Genomic DNA, 19057 nt, shown 5'->3' with positions numbered 1-19057 from the left:
CAAGCTCGCTCCCACAGTGGATGTTGGTCGTGGGCTGGATTTGGTCGACGCCAAACAAATGTGGGAGCGAGCTTGCTCGCGATAGCGGAGTGTCAGGCGCTATTGATGTTGGATGGAATGGCCTCTTCGCGAGCAGGCTCGCTCCCACAGGGAAATTGCTATACATTTTCCGGCCGCCCCCTGCATGGTGAAACCGCTTCATGTCTCTCGCGCTCGAACGTCTAGTCGCTGGTACGCCCATCCCTTTCGCCGGCAATCGTGTCACTGTCGTCAGCCCCGAACTGGCGCAACGCTTCCAGCCGGGTGATCACCTGCTGGTGGAGCAGGTCAGCGGCGAGTTGTTGTTGATCCCCGTGGCGGACCAGCAAGCGGCCAACGTCGCAATCGAGCGCGCCCAGGCGGCGTTTACCGCGCTGTCGGCGGTGTCCGATCAAGCGATCAGCGCCTTCTTCGACCTGTTTGCCCAACGCCTGGAAACCCCGCAATGCTGGACCTTGATCGAGGCCGCCAACCAGGCCGATATCGAACGGGCCAAGGCGCGCGGCCGCTCGACCACCCGGTTGCTGGCCGATGAGCGTATGCGTCGCGACATGATCGCCGGCCTGCGCGCGTGGCGTGATGCCGCGGCCAGTCGGGGCAGGGTGATCAGCTGCGTCGAACACGATGGCTGGAAAGTCGAGCAAGTGGTCTCGCCGTTGGGCATTGTCGCGTTCGTCTTCGAAGGCCGGCCGAATGTGTTTGCCGATGCGGCCGGTGTGTTGCGCACTGGCAACACCGCCGTATTGCGCATCGGCAGTGATGCGTTGGGCACCGCCCAGGCGATCGTTACCCATGCACTGAACCCTGCATTGAACGACGCTGGCTTGCCGGCCGGTGCGGTGTCGCTGGTGGAAAGCGTCAACCACGCCGCCGGTTGGGCGATGTTCGCTGACCGGCGCCTGTCATTGGCGGTAGCCCGTGGTTCGGGGCGCGCCGTCAGTCAGTTGGGCAGCATCGCGCAGCAGGCCGGCACGGCGGTCAGCCTGCACGGCACCGGTGGCGCCTGGCTGATCGCCAACGCCGATGCCGACGCCCAGCGCTTTGCCGCGGTGGTGCGCAACTCCCTGGACCGCAAAGTCTGCAACACCCTGAACGTCTGCCTGATCCACCGCGACCGCGCCGCTGAACTGGTGCCGCTGTTCCTCGACGCACTCAAGCAGGCCGGCACCGCGCGGGGGCAGGGCTGCAAGCTGCACATCGTCGAAGGCAGCGAGTCGCACCTGGCGCAAGACTGGCTGACTGCAACGGTGGAGGTGTACCGCGCCGAGGGCTATCAGACCGAAGCCCAGGCCGAGCCGTTGCCGGAAGATCAATTGGGCCGCGAATGGGAGTGGGAAGAAACCCCGGAAGTCAGCCTGAAAATCGTCGACGACCTGGACAGTGCCATCGCCTTGTTCAATCGCTACAGCCCGCAATTCACCGTGTCCTTGATCAGTGAAAGTGCCGAGGCCCAGGAGCGTTTCTACAACGCGGTCAACGCGCCTTTTGTCGGCAATGGCATCACCCGTTGGGTCGACGGCCAGTACGCGTTGAACAAGCCGGAACTGGGTCTTTCGAACTGGGAGAGCGGGCGCCTGTTTGCGCGCAGTGCGATTCTCTCGGGTGATGGCGTGTTCACCATCCGTAGCCGCATGACCCAGATCGATCTGGGCGTCAAACGCTGAGACAGTGGAACCCGTGACCGCTGCAAGGGCGGTCACTTTTTTCAATAACCGGTGGTTCCGGTCAAGCGGCTTTGATCGCCTTGGCCGATACCGCACAAGTGCCCGGATGCTCGACCAGCGACACAAAGCTGCGGCTGTCGGCATCCAGCGCGTCGATCGAACCGGTCTCGATGTCGTACACCCAGCCATGCAGGTTCAACAGGCCTTTTTCCTGGGCCAGTCGCACGCTCGGGTGCGTCTGGATGTTGGCCAATTGGGCGATGACATTCTCCCGTACCATCGAACTGACCTTGGCCGCTTCGCTGACATGTGGCCGGGCTTCGTTGATCACTTTCGCCGACTCGGCGTGTTGCAGCCAGCCGCTGACGGCGGGCAGGTGATCCATGCAGGTGCACTTGGCCACCGCCGTCATGGCGCCGCAGTCCGAATGGCCGCAGATCACGATGTCGGTCACGCCGAGCACCGCGACGGCATATTCGACCGTGGCCGATACGCCACCTGGATGCGGGCTGTAGGACGGCACAATGTTGCCGGCGTTGCGGATCACGAACAGTTCACCGGGCTCTTGCTGGGTCAGCAGTTCCGGCACGACACGGCTGTCGGAGCAGGTGATGAACAACGTGCCCGGATGCTGTGTGGTGGCCAGGTGCTTGAACAGGTCGGTGCGTTGCGGAAAGGCTTCTTTCTGGAACTTCAAAAAACCGTCGATGAGCGCTTTCATGATCGAGTCCTCATGGGTGGGCAGGGTTCGGCCCGCACGGAGCGTACGGGCCGGTATCAACTTAGAAAGGACGCAGTGGCAGGAACTTGCCGTCGAGGGTGATGACGGCGCGGGAGCCGCCTTCCGGATCTTCGACTTTCTTCATGTCGAGCTTGAAGTTGATCGCGCTGATGATGCCGTCACCGAACTGCTCATGGACCAGGGCTTTGAGGGTGGTGCCGTAGATCTGGATCATTTCGTAGAAGCGGTAGATGGTCGGGTCGGTCGGCACACCCGAAAGGCTGCCGCGCAGCGGGATGATCTGCAACCGGGCCACGGCGTCGGCGTCCAGTTCGAGTTTGTCGCCGACCACTTTGGCGGCGCTTTCCGGCAGCGGGTGCTGACCGAGCAGGGCGGCGGTGACGTAGGCCAGGCTCAAGCCGGTGCCATCGGCGAGGTCCTGCCACGACAGGTTCTTGCGCGCCTTGGCATCAAGGACAGAAGTGGTCAGGGCCAGGCTTGGGTCGTTGTAGGCGTGGGACTGTTGCATGGTGATTCTCCTATCGGGAGTGGCGTTGCTTGGGTGTGGGGCCATCTTCTGCCGATCCATCCATAGCGTCCAAGACCAATGTACAATGCAACGCATAAGCACTGCCTATAGATGGAGAGTCCGATGTTGCTTCGCCATTTGCGTTACCTGCTGGCGGTGGCCGACCAGGGGGGGTTCACCCGCGCCGCCGAAGTGCTGCATGTGTCCCAGCCGACCTTGTCGCAGCAGATCCGCCAACTGGAGGAATCACTGGGGGTGAGCCTGTTCGACCGCACCTCGCGCACGGTCAGGCCCACTGACGCCGGACAGGCTTACATTGAATGCGCGCGACGGGTGCTGGTGGAGCTGGAGGCGGGCAGGCGTGCGTTGCATGACGTAAAGGATTTGTCCCGCGGCACCTTGCGCCTGGCCATGACGCCAACCTTCATGGCTTATCTGGTCGGGCCGTTGGTGCGCGACTACGTGGCGCGCTACCCGAACATTCACCTGGAGATCTTCGAGTTGTCGATGGACGGGATCGAAGCCGGGCTGGCGGATGATTCGCTGGACATCGCGATTGCGTTTGACCAGGTGAGAAGCGCTGACATCGAATCGATCCCGGCGTTTACCGAGACCCTGGGGTTGATGGTCGGGCGCGATCACCCGCTTTACGAGCATCAGGACGCGTTGTCCGCGCAAGAGGTGGCTCAACTGGAGTTTGCGCTGTTGACCCCGGACTACATCACCCGCACCTGCATCGATGAGTTTTTCGCCAAGGCGCAGATCACGCCCAAAGTGGTGATTGAAGTGAACTCGGTCAACACGCTGCTGGAAGTCATCCGGCACTCCGCCATCGCCACCATCCTGCCGGAACCCATCGCCACGCAGGATCGGGCATTGCGCAAGCTTTCCATGCAGGGCGCAGCGCCAGAGCGCGGGGCTGCGTTATTGCGGCGCAAGAACAACTACCACAGTGCGGCGTCGGTGGCGTTTGTGGAGCTGGTGTTGGGCTCTGATCTTTTCTGATCACCGCGATCCCTTGTGGGAGCGAGCCTGCTCGCGAATGCGGTGTATCAGATAAAACCATGCCAACTGATACACCGCATTCGCGAGCAGGCTCGCTCCCACAGTTGATCTTCGTACGGGCATAAAAAAGGCCTGCTCCTTATTGGGAGCAGGCCCTGTTTTTCAATAAGTCAGTGACGACTCATTCAATTAGTAGAACCGGTCAATCACCCGAACTTCGTTCTGATTCTGCATCGAGGCCCAAGCCTGTTTCAGGGTTTGCAGAACATTACCGATGAAGTCCTTGTCGGCCGCGGCCTTCTTGCCGACATAGCCCTGGCCGCGACGGTACATCTTCAGTCGGGCGAGCAGGTTCTGGTTGTTCTGGTCGAACTCTGCTTCGTGGGCGTGCGGCGACAGGGGGTCGATATGAACCTGGCCACACTTGCTGATCCAGAGAATATGGCTGTCGTGGCTGTCTTTCTTTGCAGCGAACATACGAGCCAGTTCATCGATAGTTGGTTGATTGTTCAGATTCATCATAAAGCCCCTTGACCAATTGGTGATCTTTCAAAGTTGATTCGCTAATACAGGTAGCCCATCGGTTAGTTGATCCCTGGCACCGAAACCAGGACGTCAGCGTTCGACCGCCTTATCGGGCGGGGTCCTGCGTCTGTTGCATGTAGTCGTGTTGAATAACTGCTACGCAATAGCGTCACAACGAAGAGAAGCGGCGAAAACCTTAAGGCCACTGCCGACATTTTCAGGGTCGGCCACAAGCATCATGAGGATTGCTCGCCAAGACTTCTCGCCCTTGTACTGGACGTTCAGGCCAGGTCAGCTTCTTCAATCTGCCTTGTGGGCAGCGTGTATCCGGGAAAAACAGCTCGGCGGTCAGACGAGCTTGCTCAAACGTGTTGCCTGTACTCCCGATCGGGGAGACGTCTGCATCATGCAAGGGCAAAACGGAGGCGTCAACGGTTTTGTAGTGATTATTTTCAGTCACTACATATTGTCGGACAAAGCTGTTCGGAATTAGCGGTGGGAGGCGAGGGTGTGTCGGTCAGGACGACAAAGGCGGACACTCAAAGCGGTAAAAAGTGCAGGGATGACCGTCTACCACCTGCTGATGCAAGGTGAACGCGTCAACGCCGAGCCCCGGCATCACGGTGGCCCAGAACAGGCGTGCCGGCTGATTCGCCTCGAGATGGAAAATCTGCCATTGACCGGGGAATTGACTCAAGAGGGTGGAAACGACAAATCGCGCGACACCCCGGCCACGAAAGCGTCGACTGACAAACAGATAGCCGATGTTGTAGTCGGCAGCGGGGAGGTGAGTCCGGTTATCCACGGTCACGAACCCGGCCAGTTCCCCGTCGACCTTGATCAGGAAAGGGCGGGTGGCCGGGTGTCGCCAGTACTCCGGCATGGGCCGGATGTTGAAGAATCCGGATTCACCCAGCTTTAGCGGCAGCCATTCGCTGAAGTCGTAGGTGTAGAACTGCATCAGGTTTTCGATGGTTTCCAGTTCGTCGCGTTGGGCGGCGTGCAGTGCTATCGAAGACATACGGGGTGGCTCCTGACCGGCCAAGGGACACCATTGATTATGGTCGGCATCGCACGAACTGTGGCGAGGGAGCTTGCTCCCGTGGAGTCGCGAAGCGGCTCTCGCTTTCAAACAAAATCATTGGGCCTGCTGCGCAGTCCAGCGGGAGCAAGCTCCCTCGCCACAAAGGCTCAGTGTCAGGTTTACGTTTTGCTTGCCGGCTTTGCCCTGCGCTTGGTGCCACTCGATGCTTTGCGCGGGGCGCTCTTGCGCTTTTTCTTCCAGGGGGCTGCGGCGGATCCGCTGGGCGGTGGACCGCTGATGGTCAGGCTCAGTCCGGCGCAACGGCTGACCTGCTTGCTCATCCACGCCGCCTGTTTGGTGACGAACTCCTCAAGGCTCATTTCCCCGCTTTGCACCATGTCCAAGGCCTGTTCCCAGATCGCCGTGGTGCCCGGGTCGGCGATGGCCCGCGGCACGGCGTCGATCAGGCTGAACGCGGCCGGCGTGGCGGCCAGGGCCTTGCCGTTCTTGACCAGATAGCCACGGTCGAGCAGGCCCTGGATGATCGACGCACGGGTCGCTTCGGTGCCGATGCCGGTGGTGTCCTTGAGCTTTTGCTTGAGCAGCGGGTCTTCCACCAGTTTGGCGACGTTCTTCATGGCCTTGATCAGATCGCCTTCGGTGAACGGCTTTGGCGGTTGCGTCCAGAGGTCCTTGAGTTGCACGCCGGCCACTGCGCAATCGATGCCTTCGGCCAGGTTGGGCAGTGTCTGTGGCGCTGGAGCTTCGCGTCCCCTGGTCGCAGCCAATGCCTCGGGCAGGGCGCGTTTCCAGCCCGGCTCGATGATCTGCTTGCCGACAGCGCGCAAGGCTTCACCGGCACAATCGAAGTCGGCCTGGGTGCGGTCGTATTCGTGATTGGGCAGGAACTGCGCCAGATACCGCGCGCGGATCAGCGTGTAGACCGCGCGCTGCTTGCCTGCCAGCTTGTCGAGGTTCTTCGCCGCAGCGGTGGGGATGATGCCGTGGTGAGCGCTGACCTTGGCATCGTTCCAGGCCCGTGAGCGCCGTTGCGGATCAAGGTGATCGTGCAAGGCGTTCAACGCCGGGTCGGCCTGGCGCAACGCCGCCAGAATGGCCGGTGCCTCGCTGTGCTGGCTGAGGGGCAAGTAGCCGCAATCGCTGCGCGGATAGGTGATGACCTTGTAGGTTTCGTACAACGCCTGGGCGATGTCCAGGGTTTCCTGGGCGCCCAGGCCGAGCTTCTTTGAGCAGACCTCCTGCAGGGTGCCCAGGTCGAACGGCAGCGGGGCCACTTCGCGCATCCGTTCGGTGCGCAACTTGATCACCCGCGCACTGGCCGCGCCGCGCATGGCGTCTGCTGCTTGCCGTGCCAGCGCCTGATTCAGGCAACGGTCTTGATCGTCGCAAACCTCGGATGCCGCTCGCCATTGCGCGGTGAACGGGGTGCCGTTGTGCAGCAGTTGCACATCGATGGCCCAATAGGGGGCGGGCACAAAGTCGGCGATGCTGCGATCGCGATCCACTACCAGGCGCAAGGTCGGCGTTTGCACCCGGCCCACCGGCAGCACGCCTTGATAACCGGACTGGCGCCCCAGCAAGGTGAACAGCCGGCTCATGTTCATGCCGATCAGCCAGTCGGCCCGGGAACGCCCCAGGGCCGAGTGATAGAGGCTGAACGTCTCGTTGCCCGGTTTCAATGCCGCGAGGGCCTTGCGGATGGATGCATCGTCCAGGGCCGACAACCAGAGGCGGCGGATCGGCCCGCGATAGCGGCAATGCTCCACCAGTTCCCGGGCGATCATCTCGCCCTCACGGTCGGCGTCCGTGGCTATGATCAGTTCGGAGGCTTCCCCGAGCAGGCGCTTGACCGCCTTGTACTGGCTGGCGGTGCGCGGCTTGACGGTCATTTTCCATTTTTCGGGAATGATCGGCAGGTCGGCCAGCACCCAACGCTTGTAGCGCGCGTCGTAGGCATCCGGCGGTGCGGTTTCCAGCAGGTGGCCGATGCACCAGGTCACCGTGACGTCTGTTCCCAGCCAACAGCCATCGCCCCGGCGCCGGGCGCCGAGCACGGCTGCAATGTCTTTGGCCTGGGAAGGTTTTTCACAGAGGTACAGCCGCATAACCACCATCGTCGATCTATGTGTCAGGGGTGCACAGAATGGCGCTTGATGGACGCTGGAGCAATCTTTATCTGTATGGATGTACAGCTTGGTGTGTCGCTCCCGTTCGGCTGCGAAGCGGTCGCGAGGGTGAAACTTGGGTTATACCTGATAAATCGTGGTTTCAGGTTTGGGGCTGTTGCGCAACCCATCGCGGGCAAGCCACGCTCCCACATCATCGATTTGCAGGTCCATCACCGTCATGAGGAACGTATTCCATGAAAAGCTCCGGTCCTAGTCCTGTCATCACCATCGCCGAGCAGCCTGGCTGTCTGCTGGTGAGGTTTCACGGTATTCAAGTAGCCGCCTCGGCGCGGGCCCTGGTGTTGCTGGAGGCCAACTACCCGCCGGTGTACTACGTGCCGCGGGAGGATATCGACGAGAAATATTTCGCCCGCACCGACCACACCAGCTATTGCCCGTACAAGGGCGATGCGAGTTATTTCAGTCTGCAGGTGCCGGGGCATGAGAGTGCCAATGCCGTGTGGAGTTATGAGAACCCCAAGATATCGGTGCAGCAGATACGCGAATACGTGGCGTTCTACCCGGATCAGGTGAAGTTCGAGTTGCTTGACTCCGAGGTCTGATCGGGGGGGATCGCCGCGACGAGGGAGCCAGCTCCCTCGTCGGCAGGCATAACCTCAGTTCTTGTCGAGGTCGACGTTACGCGTCTCACGCAGGCATATCATCCCCACCACCAGGCTCACCCCGGTGATCACCACCGGATACCACAGCCCGTAGAAGATGTCCCCGGTGTACACCACCAGCGCGAACGACACCGTCGGCAGGAAGCCGCCGAACCAGCCGTTGCCGATGTGGTAGGGCAGGGACATCGAGGTATAGCGGATGCGGGTCGGGAACAGTTCGACCATCAACGCCGCCAGCGGGCCGTAGCACATGGCCGAGATGATGATCAGCGCGACAATCAGCGCCACGATCATCGGTTTGTTGATCTGTTGCATGTCCGCCTGTTGCGGGTAGCCGGCGAGGGTCACGGCGCCGCGCAGGGCGGCTTCGTCGAAACCATCGAGCTTCACGTCACCGACGCTCACCTGCACGCCACTGCCGGCCGGGGCCGCTAAGCTCTGGTAGGGCAAGCCCTGCTTGACCAGGAAGGTCTTGACCTTGTCGCACGGGCTGTCGAATTTCGCCTTGCCCACCGGGTCGAACTGGAAGGTGCAGGTGGCCGGGTCGGCCATCACGGTGATCGGTGCCTGGCGGCTGGCTTGGTCGATGGCCGGGTTGGCGTAGTGGGCCAGGGTCTTGAAGATCGGGAAGTACAGCGCGGTGGCCAGCAGCAGGCCGATCATCAGCACCGGTTTGCGCCCGACCTTGTCCGACAGCCAGCCAAAGAAAATGAAGAAGGGGGCGCCAATGGTCACGCTGACAATCAGCAAGCCGTTGGCCACGGCCGGGTCCATTTTCAGGAACTGGGTGAGGAAGAACAGCACATAGAATTGCGCGGCGTAGAAGGTCACCGCTTGCCCGGCATTGATGCTGAACAGCGCGATCAACACCACCTTGAGGTTTTCCCATTTGCCGAAGGAGTCGCGAATCGGCTGTTTGCACAGCTTGCCTTCCTCTTTCATTTTCACGAAGGCCGGCGACTCGTGCAGGCTCAGGCGAATCCAGGTGGAGATGCCCAGCAGCACGATGGAAAACAGGAACGGAATGCGCCAGCCCCAGACTTCGAACTGATCGCCGGTGAAGTAGCGGCAGCCCAGCACCACCAGCAGCGAGAGCAGCAGGCCCAGGGTCGCGGTGGATTGAATCCAGCTGGTGTGGAAGCCGCGTTTGCCCATGGGCGCGTGCTCGGCGACATAGGTCGCGGCGCCACCGTATTCACCGCCCAGGGCCAGGCCCTGGAGCATGCGCAGCACCACCAGGATGATCGGCGCGGCGATGCCGATGCTGGCGTAGGTCGGCAGCAGCCCGACACAGAACGTCGCCAGGCCCATGAGGATAATGGTGGCGAGGAAGGTGTACTTGCGCCCGATCATGTCCCCCAACCGACCGAACACCAGCGCGCCGAACGGCCGGACGATGAAGCCGGCGGCGAAGGCCATCAGCGCAAAGATGAACGCGGTGGTGTCGTTGACCCCGGCGAAAAACTGTTTGCTGATGACTGCCGCAAGGGCGCCATAGAGGAAAAAGTCGTACCACTCGAAGACGGTCCCGAGGGACGAGGCGAAGATGACTTTCTGGGTTTCCTGGCTGGTGCCCGCGCTGCGCACGGCTTCCAGGGTTTGAACATTTTCTGACATACCGGTATCCCTCACAGTGATTGTTTTTGTTGTTCCACTGGTGTTGCGTGTTCCATTTCAGGGGTAATGCTCAGTGTCCGTGAATCTAATGCGGTCCTTGTGGGAGCGGGCTTGCTCGCGAAGGCGTCGTGTCATTCAACATCAATGTGAATGATCCACCGCTTTCGCGAGCAAGCCCGCTCCCACAGGGTTGGTGTATATGTCTGGATTGAGAATCATCTGCGCAGCCTTCTCGGCAATCATCAGCGTCGGTGAGCAGGTGTTGCCAGAGGTGATGCGCGGCATGATCGAGGCATCGGCGATGCGCAGGCCGGGGATGCCATGGACCTTGAGTTGCGCATCGACCACGGCGTTGGCGTCGTTGCCCATGCGGCAGGTGCCTACGGGGTGGAAAATCGTGGTGCCGATGCGCGCGGCGGCTTCGTGCAGTTGTTCTTCGCTTTGCAGGCTGGCGCCGGGCAGGTATTCCACCGGATTGAAGGCGCGCAGGGCCGGCGCGGCGACGATACGTCGGGTCAGGCGAATGGCGTCGGCGGCGACCCGCAGGTCTTCCGGGTGGCTCAAATAATTGGGCTGGATCAGCGGTGCTTGTTGCGGATCCGCCGAGCGGATATCCACCCGGCCACGGCTTTGCGGGCGTAGATCGCAGACCGATGCGGTGAACGCCGGGAACCCATGCAGCGGTTCGCCAAAGCGCTCCAGCGACAGCGGCTGCACGTGGTATTCGAGGTTGGCTGATGTCTGTTCCGGCCCCGAGCGGGCAAAGGCGCCCAACTGGCTTGGCGCCATGGACAGCGGGCCGCTGCGGTCATACAGGTAGCGCAGGCCCATGCCCAGTTTGCCCCACAGGCTGCCGGCCATCTGGTTCAGGGTGCGGGCATTTTCCAGTTGGTAGATCAGCCGCAGTTGCAGGTGATCCTGCAGATTGCCGCCGACACCGGGCAGTTCATGGGCGACGCCAATACCCAGCCGTTCCAGCAGTGGGCGCGGGCCAATGCCGGAGCGTTGCAGGATGCCCGGCGACCCGACCGAACCGGCACAGAGGACGATCTCCTTGCGCGCCTTGAAGGTCTTCACCGCGCCTTGCCAGCGGGCGCTGACTGCAGAGGCGCGGCCATTGTCCAGCAGCACACGGTCGACTTCGACACCGGTCAGCACTGTGAGATTGGGGCGTTGGCGAATCGGCTTGAGAAACGCCTTGGCCGCGTTCCAGCGGATGCCGGCTTTCTGATTGACCTGGAAGTAGCCGCAACCTTCGTTGTCGCCCTGGTTGAAGTCATCGATGCTGGCGATGCCGCTTTGTTCGGCGGCACTGCGGAAGGCGTCGAGAATCGGCCACGACAGGCGCTGGCGTTCGACGCGCCATTCACCCGCGTCGCCGTGAAATTCGGCGGCGCCGGCGAAGTGGTTTTCACTCTGTTTGAACAGCGGCAACACGTCTTGCCAGCTCCAGCCGGGGTTGCCGTCGGCGGCCCAGCGGTCGTAGTCACCGGCCTGGCCGCGCATGTAGATCATGCCGTTGATGGATGAGCAGCCGCCCAGTACCTTGCCGCGTGGATAGCTCAGGGCGCGACCTTGCAGGCCCGGTTGCGCTTCGGTCTTGAAGCACCAGTCGGTGCGCGGGTTGCCGATGCAGTACAGGTAACCCACGGGGATGTGAATCCACGCGTAGTTGTCGCGGCCGCCGGCTTCGAGCAACAACACGCGATGTTTGGGGTTGGCCGACAGTCGATTGGCCAGCAGACACCCGGCCGGCCCGGCTCCGACCACGATGTAATCGTATTCATCAAGGGAAGCCTGCATCCCTGACCTCGTTTTGTTGTTCTTGTTGTCTGTCATCCTAGTTGTTAGCTTTCGTCAAAAGAATGTTAGTTTTTGCGCAGCCGCTGTGCGTTTTTAAACAGCATCCCGAACGGCCACGAACAAGGACGCTTCATGTTCGACTGGAATGACCTGCGGTTTTTTCTCGAGTTGCAGCGCAGCGGGCGTTTGCTCACGGCTGCCCGGCGCTTGAACACCACCCATGCCACCGTGGCGCGACACATCGAGGCCATCGAAAAGAGCCTGGGTACGGCATTGTTCGTTCAGCATGCCCAGGGTTATGAGATGACCCCGGCGGGCGAGGCGTTGCTTAAACACGCCGAGGCGATGGAGAACGTGGCGCTGCTGGCCCAGGAGGAAATCACCCAATCCACCGCGCCCCTGGGCAAGATCCGCGTCGGGGTGACCGAAGGCCTGGGCATCATGTTCCTGGCCAGTCGCATGAACGGCTTGTTCGAACGCTATCCGGGGCTGGAAGTGGAGCTGGTGGCGGTGCCGCGGTTTGTCAGCATCCTCAACCGCGAGGCGGAAATCAGCATCCACCTCGAACGCCCGGCCGCCGACATGCTGGTCACCCGCAAACTCACGGACTATCGCCTGGCGTTGTATGCCAGCCAGGAGTATCTCGACCGGTCACCGCCGTTGCGCAGTCGCGAGGACCTGGGGCGTCATGCGTGGATCGGCTATGTCGACGACTTGCTGTTCAGCCAGGAACTGATGTTCCTCAACAGCTTCTGCCGCAACCCGCAGGTGGTGTTTCACAGCACCAGCGTGATCGCCCAGCAACAGGCTGCGCGCTCGGGTCTGGGGATCGCGGTGCTGCCGTGTTATATGGCCAGTGCCGATCCGGGACTGGTGCCGCTGTTGCCGGCCGAAAGCATCCAGCGCAGTTACTGGATCAGCACTCGCCGGGAGCTGCACAAGTCGGTGCGGCTGCGGGTATTGTGGGATTATGTGGTGGAGTTGTGTGAGCGGGAGCAGGGGCTGTTGTTGGGCGGTGCCTGAACTGACGCCTTCGTCGGAACGCCGCCCGGAGCAAGCCCGCTCCCACAGGGGGAACGCATTCCAATGTGGGAGCGGGCTTGCTCGCGAAGGCGTCGGTAGATTCACAATTGATCTAATGGTTTAAGCGAGAATCTCAAATGCCGTGCTGGCCAGCCGCTCGCCATTGACCATGACATGCACCGCATGGCGCCCCGCATAATGCCGGCGGGTGGTGAGTTCCTTGATGTGTTGCCCACGGCTGACGGCTTCGCTGGCGTTGCCGGGCAGTGTCAGCGCCTTGAGCTTGAACACCTTCGCCGAGGTGCTGCCGTTGGCCTTGACGTAATCGATGGCGTAGTCGATCACCAGGCGCTGGCTGCTTTCTGCCGTGGATCTGATGGCAAACGACAGGGTGATCTTTTCTCCCAGGCCAATCACCGGCGGTTCGACTTTCACATCGACGATCTCGACTTCAGGCTTGCCGCCCGCGCCGATGATCGCCAGTGCCCGCTGGTTGCCCTGTTTGATCAGGCTGCGCAGGGCGTGCCTGGCGATCCATGCGGTGTGCCGGTTGTCCAGCGACCAGCCTTCGATCAGGTCCAGCACCCAGTCGGGGTGGTCCTTGGTGATGTCGTTGAGGTGGTTGGCCACGGATTTGCGCACGTACAGGCTGGTGTCGGCCTTGAGGTTGTCGAGGATTTTTGCGGCGAGTGTCGGGTCGGCCTGGACGGGTTCCAGGCGGAATGACCAGGGCAGGCGTGGCCGGCAACCTTCACTGGCCAGGCGGCGTACGTGTTCGTTGTCATCCAGTGACCATTCGTGCATCAGCTTGAGCGAACCCTCGAGGTCGCTGCGCAGAAAGTGGCGGATCGCGAATTCCGAAGAGCCGAAAGCGGTGAAGTACTTCAGTGCGTCCATCGACTGCTCGAACGCATGGGCGCCGTAGCGGGCGACGTAGTGCGGCAGGCACATGCTGACGAAACCGCTGTTCAGGCGCGGGGCGAGGGCGCGCAGCACCTGCAGCGATGCTTCATAGTCCAGCGGCAACACCGCGTGCAGGCATTCGCTGACCCGGGCCATGCGCTGCATGACGCTGAGGTCTGCCAGGCCGGACTGGGCTAGCTTCAGGAAGCGCCTGGCCTCGAATGGCGGATAGACCGCGGTCATTTCTGTGGCGATGTGCTTGAGGCGCTCGTCGTTGAAGATTTCCTTGAGGGCGGGGGCAGGTTGGTCAGCCATGGTGGTTCCTTTGAAATTGTGGTTATTCCGTCACACCGCGTTATCGTTCTTCGCGAGCAAGCCCGCTCCCACAAGGGGACTCTGCCAGGCTCAATATTTGTGAGCACCTCAGATCCAGTGTGGGAGCGGGCTTGCTCGCGAAGGGGCCCTCAAGTCCGCCTCATTTCTTGCCCGCCTGCTCCTGCAGTTGATCCGACTCGAACAACCTGGCCAGTTCCCCCCGCGCTTCCTGTGCCGTCTGCATCACTTTCACTGCGTCGTCATACACCGCGTGCTGGGCTTCCAGCACCTCTTCGTCGTGCTGCTTGAAACGCTTGATCCGTGCATCGGCCTGGGCATGGGTCAATCCCAAGCCGATCAGGGTTTGCCGGCTCATTTCCAGGCTCGAGAAAAAGGTCTCGCGCACGGCGTGGGCACCGACGTCCATCAGCCGGTGCACATGCTGACGGTTACGGGCGCGGGCGATGATTTTCATATGCGGGTAGAGCTTGCGCACCAGTTCGGCGGTCTTGATGTTGGTGTTCGGGTCGTCTGTGGCGATCACAAAAAACTCGGCTTCGCCGACCTTGGCCGCGCTGAGGATTTCCGGGCGCATCGGGTCGCCGTAGAACACCGGCACGCCACCAAAGCTGCGGGACAGCTCGATGGTTTCCACCGAGGTGTCGAGGGCCACGAACTTGATGTTCTGTGCGCGCAGAATCCGCGCAACGATCTGGCCCATGCGGCCCATCCCGGCGATCACCACCCGTGGCGCGTCGGCGTCGATTTCGCGGAACTTCTCCGGTACTTCCACCGGTTGCACTTTCGGGCTGACCAGGCGTGCGCAAACCAGCAGCAATAGCGGCGTCACGGCCATGGACAGGGTGATGGTCAACACCAGCAGGTCATAAAGCCCGGCGGCGAACAGCCCATGATCGCGACCGATCTTGAACACCACAAAGGCAAATTCACCACCGGCCGCCAACACGATACCCAAACGGATCGCACTGACGTTCTTCAATCCTCCGGCCAGGCGGCCGACAATAAACAGCAGCGGCAGTTTGATCGCGATCAGCAGCAGGGTCAGGCCCAGCACCGCGACCGGCATGCTCAGCAACAGGCTCAGGTTCGCGCCCATGCCGACGCTAATGAAAAACAGCCCCAGCAACAGGCCCTTGAACGGTTCGATCTGGGCTTCCAGTTCATGGCGATACTCGGAGTCCGCCAGCAGCAGGCCGGCGAGGAAGGCGCCAAGGGCCATGGAAATGCCCACCAGTTCCATCAACCAGGCCGTGCCGATCACCACCAGCAACGCGGTGGCGGTGGAGACCTCCGGCAACGCGGTCTTGGTCACCACGCGGAACACCGGCCGCAGCAGGTAACGCCCGCCGATCACCACCACGGCGATGCTGGCTAGCACTTGCAGTCCATGGTTCAGGTTTTCGCTGGCGCTGGTGCTGTGATCGCCACCGGCCAGCAACGGCACCATGGCGATCAAGGGGATCGCGGCGATGTCCTGAAACAACAGGATCGCGAACGCCAGTCGCCCGTGAGGGCTGGTCAGTTCCTTGCGTTCAGCCAGGCTTTGCAGGCCGAACGCCGTGGACGACAGTGCCAGGCCCAGGCCGAGGACGATCGCGGTGTTCAACGGCTGGCCAAACAAATACAAAGCCACCACGCCAATCACCGTGCCGGTCAGCAGCACTTGCGCCAGGCCCACGCCGAACACTGATTTGCGCATCACCCACAACCGTCGCGGCGACAGCTCCAGGCCGATGATGAACAGCAGCAGCACCACGCCAAGCTCGGAAATGTTCGCGACGCTTTGCGGGTTGTCGATCAACCCCAGCACCGACGGGCCGATGATCACTCCGGCGAACAGATAGCCCAGGACCGCCCCCAGTTGCAGGCGCTTGGCTAACGGAACGATGAGCACGGCCGCCATCAGGAATACGACAGCGGCTTGTAGCAGGTTGCCTTCATGGGGCATGGGCGAAACTCCAGGACTCGGGACAGCGGGGGGCGTCAAGGATAAGGTCGGGTTCTGTGAAGATCCACTGCGGGAGTGGTCTGTCATGTCGATTGATGGCGAATCTTGCCGGCCTCGCAGGAGATGGGAGGGGTAGATCGGGTTCTCGATAAATCCGGAAAGAATCGGCGAATGACCTGCGCTGGCGTTTCGGGACAAGGTCAGACAGCGGCAATACGCTCGGCGTGTTGCCGCTGTCCTCAGTCGCCTGTGGACAGCCCATGCTTGTGTGCGTAGGCGTACAGATCTACGCGGTTCGTCAGGCCCAGCTTGCTGTAGATCGATGTCAAATGATTGCGCAGTGTGTGCTCGCTGATGTGCAGCTTTTCGGCCACCAACTTGCCAGGCGCTGAGGGGTCGCGGGCCAGCGACGCAATGGTTTGCTGCTCGCGGCGCGTCAGCCTGGCGATTTTTTGTTGCTCCGGGTCTATATCGCGCTCGGCTTTATTGCGTGCCAGTTCAAGAAAGATACGGCTGGTCGCGTTGCGGTCAATCCAGAGTTCGCCTTCATGCACTTTTTCTATGGCTTTGAGCAATGTTGATGCGGATGCCGAATCCCGCTTATCCACCACGCCACGTGCGCCCGCCAGCACCGCACTGTCATGCAGTGCCACGTCGCTCGACCCGGTCACGACCAGAATCCTGGCTTTGGTCTGGCTGTGCAAGTCGGCGAGCGACTCGATACAGTCCTCGCTGTCCAGGTCCAGCACCACCACATCCGGCGCGTACTGGTGCGGCGAAAGCAGGTATTGCGCCACCGACGACACCGAACCCGCCAGCGCCAACTTTGGTCGAGCACTTTCCACCAGACGCTCAAGGCCCCAGGCCACGAGCGGTAGAGCTACTAACAGGACTTGAATTGGCATGCGTGTCGCTGCCCCTTTAGGCGGGTTGTGTTAGCTGATCATGATAGCAATCGTTGCAGTCCGTAGCTTTTTCCATAGCGCTTGACTCCCCCCTCCCATGACATTTGTCCCGTAAAACACTGTTTTGATGGGTGATTGACTCCCAGAAAAAAGGGGATATCGCGCTCATGTAATAAACAGCGGTGGTTTTTAGACTGCCGACATGAAAGACACACTCCGCATTGAGCCCCGTGAACAAGTCACCCTGTCGCTGCAACTGATCGGCGGGGGCAACGGTGTCACCCGTGACATCAGCGCCTCCGGTTTGTATTTCGAAACCGATAGCGAGCAGCAGGTGGGTAGCTTGATTGACTTCGAGATCGAACTCGACACTCCCGGCGGCCCCATGAAGTTCAAGGCGCGAGGACAAATCGTGCGCATTGAGTCGCTGGGCGGCAGGGCCGGGGTGGGCGTGAAGCTACTGGCTAGCCGGCTGGTACCGGTGGAGTGAAGTGTTTGTGGGTTGAGCGAGGATCGGCTTGCGGCTGTTGGCGGCCCACAGCGGTTTTTTGCTCTGAGTGACATTCTTGGGAGAAAGACATGGCTAGCACCACCACTACCAGCGGCGGAACCGTTACCTCGTTTTCCAACACGCCGCAGGCGAAGGATGACGTCTTTACCACCACTGAAAATCTGCTGGGGGTTATGTATTGGGACGTCATGTCCAATGACCTCGGCGGTAACGCGAAGACACTCTGGTCACTCGACAACGCGGACAGTCTTTCTACTGCCACCAAGGCTTACGCTCCGGCCGACCTCCTGACCCAGGATACGGCGAGGGCTGAGGCGATGAGTTCTGACACCAGTAAGAATGGTGCAAAGATCTGGATCACCCCGGACGGTAAGGTCGGCTACGACGCCGCTACTTTCTCCTCTGATTTCAAGGCACAACTCCAGTCGCTTGCTGCGGGCGAGGTCCTGACGGACAGTTTTACCTATGCGATTCGTCTGGGCAACGGCACGCTCAGTTGGGCCACCGCGACAGTGCAGTTCTCGGGCGTGAATGATGGTGTGACGATCAGCCTCGGCGCGCAGGCCGGCACGGTGACCGAAGACGCCGCCACCACTGCGAGCGCGACCGACTCGTTGACGGCCAGCGGCACGATTGTGTTTACCGACGTCGACCTGAGTGACACGCACATGGCGACGTTCACACCGGTGGCGGGCAACGCTACTCATCTTGGTACGTTCGTGCTCTCGCCGGTGAGCGAAGCTGCGAACGCGGCCGACGGTTCGGTGCAATGGACGTACAACCTGAGCAATGTGGCGGCGCAGTACCTGGCTCAGGGACAGACAGTTACCGAAACCTACGTGGTCACCATCAGCGATGGTCATGGTTCGTCGGCAACGCAGAATGTGACTATCACCATCACCGGCACCAACGACGGGCCGACGGTGACGGCAGCAGAAGTCGAAAGCGCTGCGGTGACCGAAGACGGCACCACGCTGGCCAGTGGCAGCTTCGCCTTCGGCGACGTGGACCTGGCCGACGACGCCCATGTGGCCAGCGTGAGCACGCCGTCCGGTGCGCTGGGCACGCTGGTGGCCACTGTGAGCGACGAGAGCACGGGCGACGCGGCGGGCAGCGTGGGCTGGACCTATACGCTGAACAACAGCGCGGCGCAGTACCTGGCCGAGGGCCAGACCAAGACCGAAGTGTTCACGGTGACGCTGACCGACGATTTCGGGGCGACGGTGACCAAGGCTGTGACGATCACCCTGACCGGCACCAACGACCAGCCGACGCTGAGCATCGACGACACGACCGGGGCGATGACCGAAGGCAATGGCGCAGCCACGCTGAGCGACAGCGGGGCGCTGAGCTTTGCCGATCTGGACAGCAACGACATCGTGACGGTCAGCCAGACCGCCAACAACGACATCGCCTGGAGTGGCGGCACCCTCGGTGCGGCGCAGGCCGCGGCGCTGGTGGCTGGCTTCTCGGTGGATCAAACCAGCTGGAACTACAGCAGCAGCGAGAACCTGGACTTCCTGAGCGCCGGTGAAACCATCAGCTTCTCCTACACCGTGGTAGCCAGCGACGACAGCGGTACGGGCAACGCCTCTTCGGCGGCGCAGACGGTGACGATCACCCTGACCGGTACCAACGACGCACCAGTGCTCAGTTTCGAAACGGGAAATGATGCCGGCGCGGTGCAGGAAG

The 19057-nt window shown here is 61.5% G+C and carries 16 protein-coding genes; 6 read left to right on the top strand and 10 right to left on the bottom strand.

Features of this window, described 5'->3' with window-relative positions; translation table 11 throughout:
- Positions 1-200: 200 nt before the first annotated feature.
- Positions 201-1703: an aldehyde dehydrogenase family protein gene (locus PMI26_RS22975; RefSeq protein WP_007971793.1), complete on the top strand. Its 1503-nt coding sequence runs from the start codon at positions 201-203 to the stop codon at positions 1701-1703.
- 61 nt (positions 1704-1764) lie between these two features.
- Here the strand turns inward: PMI26_RS22975 and PMI26_RS22980 are convergent, their stop codons facing one another.
- Both PMI26_RS22980 and cynS read right to left on the bottom strand, forming a co-directional pair.
- Positions 1765-2424 carry a carbonic anhydrase gene (locus PMI26_RS22980; protein WP_007971792.1) on the bottom strand — a complete coding sequence of 220 codons (660 nt, stop codon included), beginning with the start codon at positions 2422-2424 and terminating at the stop codon, positions 1765-1767.
- Between the two features lie 61 nt (positions 2425-2485).
- The gene (cynS, locus tag PMI26_RS22985) at positions 2486-2953 is read right to left on the bottom strand and encodes a cyanase (protein WP_007971791.1); all 468 of its coding nucleotides are present in this window, start codon (positions 2951-2953) and stop codon (positions 2486-2488) included.
- A gap of 123 nt (positions 2954-3076) precedes the next feature.
- Here cynS and cynR point away from each other — a divergent pair, with 123 nt between their 5' ends.
- On the top strand, positions 3077-3958 hold the full coding sequence (gene cynR / locus PMI26_RS22990; protein ID WP_007971790.1) for a transcriptional regulator CynR: 882 nt from the start codon (positions 3077-3079) through the stop codon (positions 3956-3958).
- Positions 3959-4147: 189 nt separating this feature from the next.
- Here the strand turns inward: cynR and PMI26_RS22995 are convergent, their stop codons facing one another.
- The 3 genes from PMI26_RS22995 to PMI26_RS23005 all read right to left on the bottom strand — a co-directional run bounded on the left by PMI26_RS22995 (position 4148) and on the right by PMI26_RS23005 (position 7633).
- A complete protein-coding gene (locus PMI26_RS22995) occupies positions 4148-4477 on the bottom strand; it encodes a hypothetical protein (protein ID WP_033047536.1) in 330 nt (109 codons plus the stop codon).
- 523 nt (positions 4478-5000) lie between these two features.
- Positions 5001-5504, bottom strand: a complete 504-nt coding sequence (locus PMI26_RS23000; RefSeq protein ID WP_007971788.1) for a GNAT family N-acetyltransferase — start codon at positions 5502-5504, stop codon at positions 5001-5003.
- 182 nt (positions 5505-5686) lie between these two features.
- A complete protein-coding gene (locus PMI26_RS23005; RefSeq protein ID WP_177323523.1) occupies positions 5687-7633 on the bottom strand; it encodes a DNA topoisomerase III in 1947 nt (648 codons plus the stop codon).
- Between the two features lie 257 nt (positions 7634-7890).
- Between PMI26_RS23005 and PMI26_RS23010 the strand changes: the two genes are divergently transcribed.
- The gene (locus tag PMI26_RS23010; RefSeq protein WP_007971784.1) at positions 7891-8259 is read left to right on the top strand and encodes a DUF427 domain-containing protein; all 369 of its coding nucleotides are present in this window, start codon (positions 7891-7893) and stop codon (positions 8257-8259) included.
- A gap of 54 nt (positions 8260-8313) precedes the next feature.
- Here PMI26_RS23010 and PMI26_RS23015 read toward each other — a convergent pair whose 3' ends face one another.
- Together PMI26_RS23015 and PMI26_RS23020 are read right to left on the bottom strand one after the other, a co-directional pair.
- Entirely contained in the window at positions 8314-9936 is a 1623-nt protein-coding gene (locus PMI26_RS23015) for an MFS transporter (RefSeq protein ID WP_007971782.1), read from the bottom strand.
- Positions 9937-10077: 141 nt separating this feature from the next.
- Positions 10078-11739 (bottom strand): GMC family oxidoreductase, encoded by a 1662-nt coding sequence (locus PMI26_RS23020; protein WP_007971780.1) that lies wholly within the window; start codon positions 11737-11739, stop codon positions 10078-10080.
- A gap of 132 nt (positions 11740-11871) precedes the next feature.
- Between PMI26_RS23020 and PMI26_RS23025 the strand changes: the two genes are divergently transcribed.
- Positions 11872-12762 (top strand): LysR family transcriptional regulator, encoded by an 891-nt coding sequence (locus PMI26_RS23025; protein WP_007971778.1) that lies wholly within the window; start codon positions 11872-11874, stop codon positions 12760-12762.
- A gap of 120 nt (positions 12763-12882) precedes the next feature.
- On the opposite strand, the gene PMI26_RS23030 is transcribed toward PMI26_RS23025, so the two are convergent.
- From PMI26_RS23030 to PMI26_RS23040, 3 genes are all read right to left on the bottom strand, one after another.
- Positions 12883-13980, bottom strand: coding sequence for a DNA alkylation repair protein (locus PMI26_RS23030; protein ID WP_007971776.1), 1098 nt, complete (start codon positions 13978-13980; stop codon positions 12883-12885).
- A gap of 160 nt (positions 13981-14140) precedes the next feature.
- On the bottom strand, positions 14141-15949 hold the full coding sequence (locus tag PMI26_RS23035) for a monovalent cation:proton antiporter-2 (CPA2) family protein (protein ID WP_007971774.1): 1809 nt from the start codon (positions 15947-15949) through the stop codon (positions 14141-14143).
- A 239-nt stretch (positions 15950-16188) separates the two neighbouring features.
- Positions 16189-16854: a LuxR C-terminal-related transcriptional regulator gene (locus PMI26_RS23040; protein WP_033047534.1), complete on the bottom strand. Its 666-nt coding sequence runs from the start codon at positions 16852-16854 to the stop codon at positions 16189-16191.
- A 202-nt stretch (positions 16855-17056) separates the two neighbouring features.
- On the opposite strand from PMI26_RS23040, the gene PMI26_RS23045 reads away from it, so the two are divergent.
- Together PMI26_RS23045 and PMI26_RS23050 are read left to right on the top strand one after the other, a co-directional pair.
- Positions 17057-17344, top strand: coding sequence for a PilZ domain-containing protein (locus PMI26_RS23045; RefSeq protein ID WP_007971769.1), 288 nt, complete (start codon positions 17057-17059; stop codon positions 17342-17344).
- 89 nt (positions 17345-17433) lie between these two features.
- Positions 17434-19057, top strand: a 1624-nt coding sequence (locus PMI26_RS23050; protein WP_007971768.1) for a VCBS domain-containing protein, incomplete at its 3' end; no start/stop codon positions are given.

The sequence above is a fragment of the Pseudomonas sp. GM33 genome (assembly GCF_000282295.1).
In the GTDB taxonomy this organism is placed as follows: Bacteria; Pseudomonadota; Gammaproteobacteria; order Pseudomonadales; family Pseudomonadaceae; genus Aquipseudomonas; species Aquipseudomonas laurylsulfatiphila.
This window is presented reverse-complemented; position numbering and strand designations above follow the sequence as displayed.